The sequence below is a fragment of the Cytobacillus sp. IB215316 genome (assembly GCF_033963865.1).
Lineage (GTDB): Bacteria > Bacillota > Bacilli > Bacillales > SM2101 > Nanhaiella > Nanhaiella sioensis.
This window is the reverse complement of sequence record NZ_JAXBMC010000015.1, coordinates 18456-32974: the sequence shown is the minus strand read 5'-3', so window position 1 is coordinate 32974 and position 14519 is coordinate 18456. Positions and strand designations below refer to the sequence as shown.

The following is a 14519-nucleotide window of genomic DNA, read 5'->3' as shown; positions in this document are numbered from 1 at the left end:
GCATAAGGGTGACTCAAATTAGTTATCTTTATGTGAGTCACCCTTGTTGTAGATCTTCGGCTATTAAGGGCTTAAAGCCCCTTAACTCTATAATTGATATTGACAATGACAAACCTTCAGCTGATTCATCGATATCAAATGTACTTGATCCCGATCTCTTTGAAGACAAATATGCCAGCACATTATTTAACAGAAAGTTATTGTGCGCATTTGCCTCATTAACTTCAAATAGTAATCTTCTTTTGAAAACGGGTCTTCTTCTATATATTTTTTTGCTATTTGAAGCGAGCTTTAATAACCATTAAAGCAGTAACATCAATACGAGGACCACAAAATAATAAGACTCCATCTATTTTTAGCTTCTTTAAATAGTCAACATGGGCAATGATGAGCTGTGCAATCATCAGCTCTACTTGTTTATTAGTAAGATAAACAACATATATTTTTTCATGATCATTACTTCATACAAATGTTGCTATTTTATCGGGATGTAAATATCTGTCTCCGATTGATCATTATCCGGCCCAAGAAATCTCTCACCATATAACTCAAATGAAGCTGAGCTAACGACTTCATAATTAGATTGCGGCAGCCAAGCTTCAAAAATATAGCCAAATGTTTTACCAAGCTCACTAATTAGCCCTTTATGAGTAAAGACTAAATAACGTTGCGCAGGAATTGTTTTTGTCACTAGCTTATCTGACAATTGATCCACCTTTTCTACTTCAACAGCGGCAGCGTAAACAAATTCACCTGTTTCTTTATTTTCATCATAGCAAAAGCCATACGTCACATTATTGTCTTTTCGGAAAGGAATACTATTTTCCAAAGACATAAAATCCATCCATAAACCATGAATCGGATTATTTTTTTGCATTTCAGTCATTGAAGTACGACATTCTAGTCCAACAACCACCATCTCGTCCATCTCTTTAATTGTCGGTTCAAGCTTCATTTCATTCGTTTTATTATTCATTATTTATTCCTCCTTTTCTTTTACACTTTCATCTTAGTTAATAATAGCGACATCTAATGTCGTATTTATTATATTTTTCCAAATTTTTTATTAGCTTCATATCTCTAAAAATGGCAAGCTAATATTTAGGGCACCTTTTTCTCCAAAGACTAATTACATAATACATATCAGTTACTCAAAATAACGTGAAAAAACAATAAATATTAACATTAAGATTAATTCCCTTATTCATCTTCAGCCGTAAGCAAAGACCCCTCATTTAAGTTATCCGAGACAAACACTGGAGACACTCCACAGAAGGCACGTTGTGACTATGTGCAGAAAGACATATAAGGATTTTAACTTTAGACCCATTATTAATAACAAGCTTTTAAGAAGTTGTTTACTTAACTTTGCTACTATGTTCACTAACTAATCTCGATTTTCTCGTTTTTAAGATGAAAAGATGCCACGACTTATGTGAAAATTAATATGAGAGTAGTACTTTGTACGAACCCAACAGATTAATAGTTTTTTAAACTATTGGTTTTAGATGATCAATTGGCACCCAACCCTCTTCATTATTGCTAACGTTACGGCACCATAACCAGCCATAAAGTTCCTTTATTCCAATAACCTTTTCATTTACGTCTATATTTAGTTCCCTTGCTGTATAATTTTCCGAGGCAAATGCTGTGTTTCCATCAATTTTAATAAGGCTTTCTGGGACCCATCCTTCCATTGCCTCGTCTGTAGTTTTACAATAGATCCAATATCCCTCTCTTTTTTCACTTACAATAATTTCCTGACCCTTCATCAAAGTAATAGGCTTGGGATAATTCGTTTTATGACTCCTTGCTACTATATAATACATATATTTATCTCCCTTCATTTAGATCTTAACTTATAATTACGACAATTATTGACGTATTAATATGATATATTAAGCATATAAAGGTGGGACTAATCAGGGGGCTGTATTAAATGAATAAATCGAAGAGGTTAGTGGAATTAATGATGGTCATTAACTCCAAGCGGGTATTTACTGCAAAGGAGTTAGCAGATGAATTTGGCGTATCACTTCGTACAATTCAACGGGACTTACTTGATCTACAAGAGCTAGGTGTCCCACTATATTCAGAAGTTGGTGCAGGAGGAGGATACAAAATTATCAAAGAACGCATTCTTCCTCCAATTGCCTTTACAGAAAATGAAGCGATTGCAATGTTCTTTGCAAACCAGTCACTCCAATACTATAACGATCTTCCCTTTGAAACAGATGCTAAATCTGCATTAAAAAAGTTTCATCATTACTTAACGAGTGATGTTAAAAAACGAATTGAGGAAATGGAACAACGTTTTGTCTTTTATACACAACAAAGACAGCAGTCATCTCCTTGCTTACAATTACTACTAGATGCTTCCATTAATCAACAGGTTGTTCAAATTACCTATGATTCAATTAAAGGAAAATCAACTAGAACAATTCAGCCAGTTGGTGTTTTTTCACAAAACGGGCATTGGTACTGTCCTGCCTATTGCTTCAAGAGAGAAGATACACGCTTATTTAGAGCTGATCGCATTATAAATGCAACCATCGTTGAAGAACATGAGGGTGTGAACTTAAGTAAGTTCAACATTCACAATTGGTCATATATGGGGAAAGAGCCTGAAAAGGTTTCACTCAAAGTAAAGCTCAGTCGTGAAGGTGTGAAAATTTGTAAAAACGACCCATTCTTAGAACAGAGTATTGTCGTAGAACAAGATGGCATCGGTCGCTTATATACTCAAATCACCAAACCTGATCTAGAATATTACGCTTCTTTTTTTATTAGTCTAGGTAAACACGCGCGAGTTGAAGGACCAGAGCAACTAATGATAGAAATGAAAAAAATCCTTAGCGATTTAAACGACATATACCTTTAGAGTCAGTAGCCATAGGATGATATGGCTATGTTACGATAGATGAAGCAACATTTATTCGGATGTTTAATTGATATTTTTCTCTACAGAAAAAAAATATCTTATTTAATAAAGACTGTTCGTACTTAGATATAAATACGTATAAGCTAAGCTTTCGTGGCACCTTTTCTCATTTAAAATAAGGTCGATTGCAAAAGCTGTCTTAAATAGCAACAAAGTCTACGAAAAGAGCCTTAGTAAAAGGTTGTTTACGCAACAAAATTTACGTAAGTAGCCTAGTAAAAAATACACCCAGCTCGGAGTGAAAATATAATGAAAGACAGATATTTATTTTTATTTGGTGGAAACCCTTCATTATTACAAGCTAATCAAACGTTTGTTCAAAAATGCGGGGGCAAAAAAGCTCATATTGCATTATTGATCACTTATTCTCCTAAGTGGAAAGAATACTTACCGTTCTACGTTCAGACTTGGGAGGAGTTAGGTATTAATAGCTATTCTGTCATTATGCCAGACGAAAATAATCAACTAGCTTACGATCAAGCTACAAATACATTAGCTCAATCTACGGGGATTTTCATAGGTGGTGGAAGTACATACGAATACCATAAACAATATACAAAGTCACCAATAAAACAGCTAATAAAAGAACATTATTACAATGGCTTTCCTGTCGCAGCCTGTTCTGCTGGTGCACTCATTTCATTAACAGAAAGTTTTATCTCACCTAACGAATCTAAAACTAAGGAGATTGAAATGATTAAAGGTATTGGTCTACTTTCCAATATCCTTATCGGTGTACATTATACAGAGGACAAGCAGGAACCATATTTGCATAGTGCTTTGAATCAGACTTCCATTCCATTTGGCTATGGGATTGACGAAAATGCATGTGTTGTATTTAAGAATGAAGATCATTTAACAAATATAGGAAATTCAGTACACTCCATAAAAATCAGTTCAAATTAATTGTTGCTTTTTTATTCTAAGGTATAGTATACGACTAGCGTTCTTGGCATCTTGCTACCTTTACAATTATTGAGCTCATGTAAAACTCATCAATCGTCCATTTTTAATAAAAAATAAGTTTACGAGATTTGTTTTAACTATAAAAAATCTCCCTAAAGGTATGCAGGGGAAGATCAAGAGTTTAGCTCTCATCACTTCATTAGAATTAAACTCTTTGCCAAAGTTCACTTTTGAGTGATCGTTAGCCTCCAAATCGGTATGTGCTAAACTCATCGATAAACCCTATTATTCCTCTAACCAGGTTGCCAAACCCCTTCTTGACTCTAAAGAGTTCCACCACAGCTCCCCTAGTGAATTTGCTACTCTCTGTTTTAATTCATATCATTATAAGCTTATTAGCTAATTACATCATTCAATTAGCTTGATTATTTCGTTGTCCTCACTAGCATTGACTGTAATAATTACCGTAAACTCGATTGATGGTGAACCTGAATCCTCTTGCTCTTTCATAAAATGTTTTACAAGTTCAATTTTCATGTTAGCTTATTAATCACTACTTCTTTATGACATTTTCTCCAATTTATAAAAATTCCCTTCATGCAAAATCATTTAAATTAAAATTACATGTTCTCTTAATCTCGACAAAATCACACATAATATGACAAAATATAACTTAGTAGGAAAAAAGCTCAGGAGGCACACCGATATGTTAATAAAAACGAAGAAGACGAAAGATTTACAAAAACACATAGATGAACTTGAAGAAAAAGTAAGAATGCTAGAATTAGAAAAACAACAACAAGAATTGATGACAAATGAGTTTCTAGCACAATTACAAACAGACTTGGTTGCGACGGTTGATCAACATCAAGTGGTGAATGATCAACATCAGGTATTAGATTCTTTAGTAAAAACAATAAAAAGCCGTTTTGAACAAGTTCAAAATTTAAGCATTCAATCCAACGACATCTCTACATCTGTTATCGATAAAGGCGAATCACTTATCGCCTCAACAACCAAAATGGTCGAGCAGTCAAAAATAGGTAGGGATTCAGTAATTGAAGTAGAAGCTCTAATTAAACAATTGGGAGAACAGACGAATAATGCTTCTGAGAGTATGACACAGCTTGGTATTCGATCTAAAGAAATTGAAAATATCGTCAATGTCATAAACGATATTGCCGATCAAACAAATCTACTTGCGTTAAATGCATCTATAGAAGCAGCACGTGCTGGTGAACAAGGTAAAGGCTTCGCTGTCGTGGCAGAAGAAGTTAGAAAACTAGCTGAAAGCACAGCGTTAAGTACTAAAAACATTGCTGAACTTACGAGTCATATACAAGGCGAGATAAGTAGTGCTTTAAATGAAACGACAAAGAGCTCCTCTTTAGTTGATAAAGGAATTGAACTAAGTGCTGAAACAACTTCAAAGATAAATAATAATTTACTAATAATGGAACAAGAACAAGAAGAAGTCAATAACGTACTTCAAGCAATTAATGAACAAACAGCCTTTTCTAAAGAGGTCATTCAGCAAATAAATGACACTAAGTTTGTTTTTGATGAAATTAATGAAACGATTCTCATGCATATTGAAGATGCTGAAATAGTTGATTCAAAACTTGCAGCTGGCATTAGCGGAATTATCCATAAAGCACAAGAAGATACCAATCATGTTAAGGGAGAATAGCTTATCCCATTCATTATTGGACAACTAAAACCAGCTAATCTCGTAATCATTAGCTGGTTTTCCAGTTACATAATCATTATTTTGTGACCATTTCCTTATGCAACTTGTTTTCTTCGAATCGTGTTGTAAACTACAATAGTGAAAATGATTCCTAGAAGTGCAACGAGTGGATAGTGAACAACGGGATCTAATATTGGAACTCCTACAACATTTATTGCATGAAATGGGTTTATAAATTCTGAAGCAGACATAAAACTTCCAAAGCTATACTTCATCACATATTCCCATAATGGAGTCGGCATAGAGATAGATGGCAAGATGAAGACTATTGCACTAATAATAAAAGATACGAGTACACTTTTCGATACTGCAGACACCGCGAATATGAAAGCCATAAAAGCAAATGCAGAGAGTATGTGAGCACCGATTTGAATACCAAAATACTCTAGACCCGTTAGGCTATAAGGTGATTGTGGATATCCTAAATTTTGTATAGATGAAGTCCATCCACTAGTTCCATAAATGTATGTGTTCATTAATACATCAAAAATAACCCATGACATTGTAATAACTAAGATCAAAACCGTTGCAGCAATTATTTTTGCTGTAACAATTATTTTGCGTCCATGGCGTGTGCTGTATATCAATTGGTCCATTCCAGTACTTGTTTCATTTACAAAAACTGAAGCTAGTCCAACTAACATAATTAATCCTGTAAAATAAGCTGCATAATCACTGGCGAAACCAATTGTATTTTTTGGTCCTTCATTATAGTTAAAAGTATCTACAACCAAATTTTCTAACATTTCCTTTTCTAACAATGCTTCCTTATAAGTAAAATCACCTTTATTTAATGTATTTAATTTATCATCGAATTCTTTTAGAGTGATCTTATAATCTTCTAAATATGATCTTGCAATACTTATTCTATTTAAGATAAAGTATTCAGCAACTTCTTCTGATGTTAATTCCGTCATTACTCCACTGTAATTTTCATCATATTTTTGCTGTACTTTGGCCTCAAGAGATTGTGAAATTTCCGAGGCATCTTCTATCTTCTGTTCTGTTATCTTTCCCTCCCACTTTTTTGCAACTACTTGCAGTTCCTCCTTAATATCTACAGCAGAAGTATCTAAATTATTTGGGATTCTGGATTCGTTAAACATGATCATACCAAATAGGAGAAGCATAAGTATCATCGAAATGTATATCCCTTTTTGTCTAAATATTTTATATAATTCAAATTTCACTAGTTGTTTCATCATACTGCCTCCTGTTCGAATAAATAGAAATTTTCAAGGTTCGGTGTTAATAACTCAAATGAAACATCATTTACTGATCTCCAAACATGTTTATGATATTTTCAATTGTTAAATTCAAGTGGAACACCTTTCAAACTTTATATTGACCAATGTTGCAGTGCAGATAAAAATGACTTTAGTAGTATACTAGTCCTTCGTATTTGTTACCTCGGTTAGTTAAACGAAATGATAATAAAAAAAGTTTTAAAAAGATAATTGTAAATAATAGGATGTTAATTATTATTTGAAATAAATAATGTAAGTTCTGCAAATAATTAAGTAAAAACAAAAGACCAACCTCTCAAGATTTAAATGAGAAATTGGCCTTCTTATTATATGTTTTTACGATAGAAATACTTCAAATATTTATAGTTTATTTTGATAGCCTATCTAAACAAGAAACAGCTGAAGAAAAAGTTAAAAAACCTCTTTCATATTCAGGATACATCCCCCTATCTTTACATTCTTGTACTAACGTTTGATTGTTATTTTCATTCGTGTAAACAGAGTAGCTAAAAAATATTACTATTAAGACAATGCTAATATATATAAAAGACTTTTTATTCATTTTCACGCTAATTTTCACACCCTCACTTATCACTAGTATTTACCTATAAACTTAAACGAAATCGACAGCATAAAAGTTTTAAACATAACTTAAAACTTTTTTAATGAACATACGAAGCCCCATAAACGACTGTTTATGGGGCTTCTAACTACATATGAAAATTTGTATTTATTACTGTATTCACAAGAAGTTATATACAAAGCTAGTGACTGCAGACAACACTATTATTTAATAGCTTCAAACCACTTAATTTTTTCTCTCATACCAACGACATTACCAACGAGTACAACAGCTGGGTGAGTAATATTCTCTTTTTGAGAGATTTCAAAAATCGAATGTAATTCTCCAGTTACTGTTCTTTGTTCCGCTGTTGTTCCCCATTCAATCATGGCAACCGGTGTTGAAGGATCTTTCCCGTTATTTATTAATTGTGTACAAATATGTTTAAGATTACCTACACCCATATAAAATGCAATCGTATCAATTCCTTGAGCAAGCGCCTGCCAGTTAATCATGTCTTGTCCTTTGCTTTCTCGACCATGGCCAGTTACAATCGCAAATGATGATGCATGATCTCTGTGAGTAACAGGAATTCCAGCATAAGCAGGTGCCGCAATACCAGATGTAATCCCTGGAACTACCTCGTAAGGAATGTCATTTGTGGCTAACACTTCTGCCTCTTCTCCACCCCTACCAAAGACGAAAGGATCTCCGCCTTTCAAACGAGTTACAACTTTCCCTTCAAGTGCTTTTTCAACGAGAAGTTCATTTATTTGCTCTTGAATTAGTTCATGCTTGCCAGGAAGCTTGCCGCAAAAAATCAATTCTGCTCCATCTTTTGCATGCTTTAAAAGCTCATTACTAATTAAGCGATCATAAGCAATCACATCTGCCTCTTGAATACACTCTAATCCACGTAAAGTAATAAGTTTAGGGTCTCCTGGACCAGCTCCTACTATATACACTTTTCCCTTTTTCATAGATGTCTCCCCTTTATCTTAAATATTGTATAAAGGGGTTAAGACTCACACCTCATTTTGTGTGGAACCTTACATTCATGTGCAGCAGACCTCCACATGACTCCCCATTGTCATTCTTCACATAGTACCACTATGTTAGCTTTACTCTTCTTTATTAGACACACCTGCTTGAGTAAAGGTGGCCATTTCTTTTAACATTAGTGTGGCAGATTTTACGATTGGAAATGCAACTGCTGCTCCACTTCCTTCACCCAATCGAAGCCCAAGATTTACCAAAGGTTTTTTTCCTAAAAGCTCAATTGCAATTTTGTGCCCAGGCTCAACCGATTGATGTCCAACTATCATATAATCCACAACTACAGGATCAATTACTTTAGCAAGACATGCTGCAATCGTACAAATAAAGCCATCAACTAGAATTGGAACTCGATAATGAGCAGCTGCAAGCATGGCACCAGTCATTCCAGCAATCTCTAATCCACCTATTTTAGACAGTATATCATATACTTCAGTTGAATTTGGGTTTCGTTTCACTATTGCTTGCTTAATTGCCTCAATTTTTTTAATTTTCCCATCATCTGAAATACCCGTACCATGACCGACAATTTCAGCTACATTCTCATCCGATAATACAGCCAATATTGCACTGCTTGTTGTTGTATTTCCTATACCCATTTCACCTAAGATGAGACATTTTACCCCATCCTTTATAAACTTCTCAGCCTCTTCATAGCCAACCTTGACAGCTTGCTCGGCTTCCGAACGACTCATTGCATCCTGCTGTAGGAAATTCGCTGTGCCATACTTTATTTTTCTATTTACTAACCCTTCACCATTAATATCATTTGCTACTCCTATATCTATAATTTTAAACTTTGCTCCTATTTGTCTACTAAAGACATTTATAGCCGCTCCACCTGTTAGAAAATTGTAAACCATTTGAGATGTTACTTCTTGAGGAAACGCAGATACACCCTCCTTGGCAATCCCATGGTCTGCTGCAAAGACGATCACACCAGGGGGCATTACCGTTGGAAAAGATTCTCCTGTCATTTCAGCAAGTGCAATCGCTATTTCTTCTAATCTACCAAGACTACCTTGAGGTTTTGTTAATGTATCAACATACCTACTTACTTCTGTTCCTTTTTGCTTCTCTAATGGTGGAATCGTCACATGAATAGACATAATAATGAAACCTCCTTGAATTGTTTATATGTAAAGCTCTTTTCGTAAACTGAGCTATTGTGACAAAATTAAAATACCAGTAAAATAACTTTTCATTAGTTGACATTATTATATAACAACAAATGATGCCACGAATGATAAGATGTATACGTGTTACGAAAAAACTCAATTAATGCGAAAACAGCCTTTTACATTTGAATAGCTAAATGAGAGTGACATCTTGTACGACAAACCTCTATCTATCAAAAAGCATACTTGTATTTTTTGTGATTTTCTTCACATAATTAATGTTGCTTATTGTTGCCATAGTATGACTAATTATCTTTCTCCCATTGTCGACATTTAGTCACCCAATTATGAACCATTTCTGGACATGAAGCAAAGTGAAAATGAGTATAGCCTGCTACAACATTACTATTCATAAAGCCTTCCTTTTTCACTCCTCGCATACCCTTTGTTTCATAGGCATATTGTACATTAGTGGCTGATGAAAAGGTCGAGTAATGAAACTCATGGCCTTTTGCATGTAAGTGATTTGGTAATAGGTAATTACCTGGTGCACCACTTATTTCACGGTAGCCAAGTGCTGCAAGCTTTTGCTGCATTTTTACTTTGCCAGGGATAATACCGACCATTTCAAAACGCTCATCTTCTGTAGATTCTATCATGTCTGTTAAAAACATAAATCCACCACATTCTGCTAATGTTGGTATCCCACTAGTTATCGCACGTTTGATCGAATCTTTGACTGCAGCTTGTTCTGATAATTGCTTAGCAAATTCTTCAGGAAAGCCTCCTCCAATGTATAAACCAGAAACCCCTTCAGGTAAGTGGTCACCTCTTAACGGAGAAAAAAAGACGAGCTCAGCTCCATAGGCTTTTAAAATATCTAAATTTTCTTGATAATAAAAATTAAAAGCTTCATCCTTCGCAACGGCAATCTTAACACTTTGGGTATGCTGTATATCAAATATTCCAGTCGGGTGATGATCAATTCCTTTTGATTCAGCAAGCTCATACAGTAGATCAAGGTCTATTGTCTCTGACACAAGATGCCCTAAGGTTGCGAAAAAATGATCCAGCTCTCCCCTTTCTATGGACGGCACTAACCCTAAATGTCTCTCTGGAATTTCAATATTATCCTCTCTTTTTAAATAGCCAACCACTGGAATATGACACTCTTGCTCTATCGCCGTTTTCACAAGTTTATAATGACCTTCGCTACCTACTCTATTCGCAATAACACCTACAATATTCGGCTCTGGAGAAAGAACTTGAAAACCTTTCACAATAGCTGCCGCACTTCTAGCCATACTCGCACAATTGACAACGAGTATAACTGGTGAATTTGTAATCACACTTATTTCTGCCGTACTCCCTGCATTCGTTTGTGGATTTTTGCCATCGTAAAAACCCATTACACCTTCAATAATTGAGATATCAGCGTCATCACTCCCACGACTGAATATTTCACGAACGACTTCATGAGAAAGCATCCAACTATCTAAATTTCTTGATGGTCTGCCTGTAACAGCGGTATGATACGTAGGATCGATGTAATCAGGTCCACACTTAAAACCTTGTACATTCAATCCTCTTTGCTGAAAGGCAGCCATCAAACCAATCGTTAAGGTCGTTTTACCAACTCCACTTCCTGTTCCAGCAATGACAAATCTTTTGCTCATTTTGTAGCCTCCTTATAAGAAATGCAAAAGGCACCCCGATTCCACAGTTGCCCACATTCTGTGAGCAACTGTGGAAGAATGTATCTGTCAGAACTTCTGCTTCACTATCAAATTAACTCTATTTATTGTCCAAACTTCTTGCTTTACTATCCAATTAACTCTATTTACTGTCCGAACTTCTTGCTTTACTATCCAATTAACTCTATTTACTGTCCAAACTTCTTGCTTTACTATCCAATTAACTCTATTTACTATCCGAACTTCTTACTTTACTATCCAAATAACTCTATTTACTGTCCAAACTTCTTGCTTTACTATCCAAACTCTATTTATTACCCGAACTTCTTGCTTTACTATCCAAATAACTCTATTTACTATCCGAACTTCTTGCTTTACTATCCAATTAACTCTGTTTACTATCCGAACTTCTTGCTTCACTATCAAATTACCTCTATTTATTGTCCAAACTTCTTGCTTTACTATCCAATTAACTCTATTTACTATCCAAACTTCTTACTTTACTATCCAATTAACTCTATTTACTATCCAAACTTCTTGCTTTACTAACCAATTAATTCTATTTACTGTCCGAACTCTTGGTTTTACTGTCTTAACCTAATGATTCTACTCACAAGCTAGGAAAACGAGATTACTAGCCATCATATTAATCAATGTGGAATAATTGCGACTGATATCGTCACATTTCCTGATTTTTTCTTTACTAATAGTAGCTCCTCGGCTCCGCTATACAGCTTCGCTGCAGGTTCACTAACGCCGTATGCGCCAGTATATTTAAATACTGTATTTGATGGCTGTTCGATTGATACATTATTCAACTGCCCAGCTGTATAATAGGTAAAATCCCAATGGTTTTTTTCAGCAACCTCCAACAAGCCTACTTCATCTTTTTTTAAATCAATTGTGGTAATTGCTTTGACACTTTGTTTTGAAATCTGTAATTCTACTAATGTATCATCTATTACTTGCTCTATTTCATCATAGCTAGTCCCTCGATTACATCCCATCCCTAAGACAACAACTTTAGGGCGATACAATACGCCATTTTTTAAAATTGCCTGCTCTTTAGTTGTGAGCAGCCGATGAGTAATGACAAGGGCTGCTGCTGGATTACTCGCTAAGGCTTGAGCTATGTCCGAATAAATAGAAATATGATTGGGTATGGGCTTGTCGTAGTTCCACCAATTCTTTTCACCTGATTCTTGCACAACTGCTACTTGTTCTTCATTTACAACAGAAGCACTTACAGGTGTGAGCTTTTCTGCTGATTCCCATTGCCAACCAAACCGCTTTCCAAATAAGTCAACTGGAATTGTTTGCTGAACATCTGAAGCTGTTGTAATTACTGGTGTAGCTTGAAGCACAGCAGCTACCTCTTTCGTTAATTCATTTGCACCACCTAAATGACCTGATAACACACTGATCACGTGCTCACCCTTATCATCGATGACAACAACACCCGGGTCTGTTTTTTTATCCTTCAAAAGTGGGGCAATCATTCGCACGACAGCACCTAATGAAATAATCATGATAATTCCTTGATAAACTTGAAATAGTGAGGGAAGAAGCAGCCTTACGCTACCTTGAAACATTTGAATGTTTAGCTGCTCCTCGTCCCCTTTTGCAAATTTACTCATATAGTAAACATCCGTATTTGAGAATGAAGAAGCGAGCTTTCTAGCTAGATCAACCCCATGCTTTGTTATAGCAACAACAGCATATGTATTCACATGCTTAATAACTGGAAGCTTGTCTTCCGCTAACGACAAAATCACGATTTCACCCCCGGGCGAAATCCGTGGAAAAATTCTTTGTCATATAGCTTTGATCGGTAGTCTTTTTCATGTATATGCTCATCGAGTGCCCAGCCTGCTAAAATCATCGCTTGTTTTCTTATACCATTCTTTTTCATATCTTCATCAAGATGCTCCAGCGTTGATCGAACAATCTTTTGATCAGGCCATGTTGCTTTGTATACTACAGCAACAGGTGTCGCTTTGCTCCAGCCAGCTTCTATTAGTTCATTTATAACCTTTTTAGTTAATGTTGCGCTTAAAAAGAAGGCAATCGTGCAATGATGGCGAGCTAAATCTTGTAATTTTTCACGGTCAGGTACAGGTGTCCTTCCTTCTGCCCTAGTTAAAATAACCGTTTGTGTTAAATCCGGTATTGTCAACTCGGCACCTAATTCAGCAGCAGCTGCAAAAACAGAGCTTACACCAGGAACGATTTCTATTTCCACTCCCTCACTTTTTAAAAGTGAAATTTGTTCCATTATCGCTCCGTAAACGGCTGGATCTCCAGTGTGAACCCTTACTACTTTTTTTCCTTGCTTCAACCTGCTTACCATGATATCTACCATTTCTTCTAAATGCATACCAGCTGTTTTGAGCACTTCTGCTGTAGGCTTCGATTCCTTTATTAACTCTTCACTAACTAGCGAATCAGCATACAAAACAACATCTGCCTCTTGAAGTAGCCTTAAGCCTCTGACAGTTATTAAATCACTCGCACCAGGTCCTGCTCCAACGATATATAGCTTCATTTTCTCACCACCATTAACGTTAAATACTCAAGATCTACACCTTCGAGTTCTTCTACATTCCAAATAATTTCTTCATTTGAGGTTACCTTCGTCACCACTGAAGCTTTATCTAACAGTTGCAATTCCTTTAACACGTTGATCATAAGGTCTATCACTTTTGCAACCTTAATAAATATGACACAATCATTTTCTTCAATCACTTTTTTCATCGCTTCATAGTCATCTCTAGCAGGGATGATTGCTACATGATCATCTCCTTCAGCTAATGGAATACCAATCCTAGAAGCTGCACCATTAATTGATGAAATACCAGGTACCGTATGAACTTTTACTTCTGGATATCGTTTCTTCATCACATTCAACATTTGAATGAAAGTACTGTATAAAAGCGGATCTCCTTCTGTTACAAAAGCGACGTCTTTTCCTTGTTGTAGCTTTTCCCATACCTTTTCCGCTGTTAAATTCCATTCACGCTCTAAAATGCTCTTATCCTTTGTCATAGGAAACACTAACCCAAGCATTTCCTTTTCGTTCGGATTCACATACACATCGATAATTTGATGAGCATAGCTTTTACTTCCTTTGCGTTTCTTTGGATAAGCGATTACTGGCGATTCCTGCAAAGTACGAAAAGCTTTTACCGTAATCAACTCAGGGTCACCTGGCCCTACTCCTAGTCCGTATAATGTTCCAGTCATAT

At 35.6% G+C, this 14519-nt stretch carries 14 protein-coding genes; 3 read left to right on the top strand and 11 right to left on the bottom strand.

The window, feature by feature from the left end:
- Window positions 1-475 precede the first annotated feature (475 nt).
- Together SLH48_RS18445 and SLH48_RS18440 are read right to left on the bottom strand one after the other, a co-directional pair.
- Window positions 476-976 carry a GyrI-like domain-containing protein gene (locus SLH48_RS18445; protein WP_320259355.1) on the bottom strand — a complete coding sequence of 167 codons (501 nt, stop codon included), beginning with the start codon at window positions 974-976 and terminating at the stop codon, window positions 476-478.
- Between the two features lie 514 nt (window positions 977-1490).
- Window positions 1491-1829, bottom strand: a complete 339-nt coding sequence (locus SLH48_RS18440; RefSeq protein WP_320259354.1) for an SH3 domain-containing protein — start codon at window positions 1827-1829, stop codon at window positions 1491-1493.
- Window positions 1830-1939: 110 nt separating this feature from the next.
- On the opposite strand from SLH48_RS18440, the gene SLH48_RS18435 reads away from it, so the two are divergent.
- Window positions 1940-2881, top strand: coding sequence for a YafY family protein (locus SLH48_RS18435; protein WP_320259353.1), 942 nt, complete (start codon window positions 1940-1942; stop codon window positions 2879-2881).
- A 309-nt stretch (window positions 2882-3190) separates the two neighbouring features.
- On the top strand, window positions 3191-3847 hold the full coding sequence (locus SLH48_RS18430; RefSeq protein ID WP_320259352.1) for a Type 1 glutamine amidotransferase-like domain-containing protein: 657 nt from the start codon (window positions 3191-3193) through the stop codon (window positions 3845-3847).
- A 408-nt stretch (window positions 3848-4255) separates the two neighbouring features.
- On the opposite strand, the gene SLH48_RS18425 is transcribed toward SLH48_RS18430, so the two are convergent.
- Window positions 4256-4384 carry a hypothetical protein gene (locus SLH48_RS18425; RefSeq protein ID WP_320259351.1) on the bottom strand — a complete coding sequence of 43 codons (129 nt, stop codon included), beginning with the start codon at window positions 4382-4384 and terminating at the stop codon, window positions 4256-4258.
- A 169-nt stretch (window positions 4385-4553) separates the two neighbouring features.
- Here SLH48_RS18425 and SLH48_RS18420 point away from each other — a divergent pair, with 169 nt between their 5' ends.
- A complete protein-coding gene (locus SLH48_RS18420) occupies window positions 4554-5537 on the top strand; it encodes a methyl-accepting chemotaxis protein (RefSeq protein WP_320259350.1) in 984 nt (327 codons plus the stop codon).
- A 95-nt stretch (window positions 5538-5632) separates the two neighbouring features.
- Here SLH48_RS18420 and SLH48_RS18415 read toward each other — a convergent pair whose 3' ends face one another.
- From SLH48_RS18415 to cobI, 8 genes are all read right to left on the bottom strand, one after another.
- Window positions 5633-6799, bottom strand: a complete 1167-nt coding sequence (locus SLH48_RS18415; protein WP_320259349.1) for an ABC transporter permease subunit — start codon at window positions 6797-6799, stop codon at window positions 5633-5635.
- A gap of 831 nt (window positions 6800-7630) precedes the next feature.
- Window positions 7631-8386 (bottom strand): uroporphyrinogen-III C-methyltransferase, encoded by a 756-nt coding sequence (gene cobA, locus SLH48_RS18410; protein WP_320259348.1) that lies wholly within the window; start codon window positions 8384-8386, stop codon window positions 7631-7633.
- 141 nt (window positions 8387-8527) lie between these two features.
- Window positions 8528-9571 (bottom strand): nicotinate-nucleotide--dimethylbenzimidazole phosphoribosyltransferase, encoded by a 1044-nt coding sequence (gene cobT, locus SLH48_RS18405; protein WP_320259347.1) that lies wholly within the window; start codon window positions 9569-9571, stop codon window positions 8528-8530.
- 314 nt (window positions 9572-9885) lie between these two features.
- Window positions 9886-11256 carry a cobyrinate a,c-diamide synthase gene (locus SLH48_RS18400; protein WP_320259346.1) on the bottom strand — a complete coding sequence of 457 codons (1371 nt, stop codon included), beginning with the start codon at window positions 11254-11256 and terminating at the stop codon, window positions 9886-9888.
- 264 nt (window positions 11257-11520) lie between these two features.
- Window positions 11521-11694, bottom strand: a complete 174-nt coding sequence (locus SLH48_RS18395) for a hypothetical protein (RefSeq protein WP_320259345.1) — start codon at window positions 11692-11694, stop codon at window positions 11521-11523.
- Between the two features lie 230 nt (window positions 11695-11924).
- Window positions 11925-13049: a cobalt-precorrin 5A hydrolase gene (locus SLH48_RS18390; RefSeq protein WP_320259344.1), complete on the bottom strand. Its 1125-nt coding sequence runs from the start codon at window positions 13047-13049 to the stop codon at window positions 11925-11927.
- The gene (cobM, locus tag SLH48_RS18385; RefSeq protein ID WP_320259343.1) at window positions 13046-13819 is read right to left on the bottom strand and encodes a precorrin-4 C(11)-methyltransferase; all 774 of its coding nucleotides are present in this window, start codon (window positions 13817-13819) and stop codon (window positions 13046-13048) included. The genes SLH48_RS18390 and cobM overlap by 4 nt, the downstream gene beginning before the upstream one ends.
- Window positions 13816-14517, bottom strand: a complete 702-nt coding sequence (cobI, locus tag SLH48_RS18380) for a precorrin-2 C(20)-methyltransferase (RefSeq protein ID WP_320259342.1) — start codon at window positions 14515-14517, stop codon at window positions 13816-13818. Before cobI ends, cobM begins: the two co-directional genes overlap by 4 nt.
- Window positions 14518-14519: the final 2 nt, after the last annotated feature.

Excerpts from the sequence above, each read along its gene's own strand:
- SLH48_RS18445 (WP_320259355.1), bottom strand. The coding sequence starts at position 976 with ATGAATAATAAAACGAATGAAATGAAGCTTGAACCGACAATTAAAGAG.
- SLH48_RS18440 (WP_320259354.1), bottom strand. The coding sequence starts at position 1,829 with ATGTATTATATAGTAGCAAGGAGTCATAAAACGAATTATCCCAAGCCT.
- SLH48_RS18435 (WP_320259353.1), top strand. The coding sequence starts at position 1,940 with ATGAATAAATCGAAGAGGTTAGTGGAATTAATGATGGTCATTAACTCC.
- SLH48_RS18430 (WP_320259352.1), top strand. The coding sequence starts at position 3,191 with ATGAAAGACAGATATTTATTTTTATTTGGTGGAAACCCTTCATTATTA.
- SLH48_RS18425 (WP_320259351.1), bottom strand. The coding sequence starts at position 4,384 with ATGAAAATTGAACTTGTAAAACATTTTATGAAAGAGCAAGAGGATTCA.
- SLH48_RS18420 (WP_320259350.1), top strand. The coding sequence starts at position 4,554 with ATGTTAATAAAAACGAAGAAGACGAAAGATTTACAAAAACACATAGAT.
- SLH48_RS18415 (WP_320259349.1), bottom strand. The coding sequence starts at position 6,799 with ATGAAACAACTAGTGAAATTTGAATTATATAAAATATTTAGACAAAAA.
- cobA (WP_320259348.1), bottom strand. The coding sequence starts at position 8,386 with ATGAAAAAGGGAAAAGTGTATATAGTAGGAGCTGGTCCAGGAGACCCT.
- cobT (WP_320259347.1), bottom strand. The coding sequence starts at position 9,571 with ATGTCTATTCATGTGACGATTCCACCATTAGAGAAGCAAAAAGGAACA.
- SLH48_RS18400 (WP_320259346.1), bottom strand. The coding sequence starts at position 11,256 with ATGAGCAAAAGATTTGTCATTGCTGGAACAGGAAGTGGAGTTGGTAAA.
- cobM (WP_320259343.1), bottom strand. The coding sequence starts at position 13,819 with ATGAAGCTATATATCGTTGGAGCAGGACCTGGTGCGAGTGATTTAATA.
- cobI (WP_320259342.1), bottom strand. The coding sequence starts at position 14,517 with ATGACTGGAACATTATACGGACTAGGAGTAGGGCCAGGTGACCCTGAG.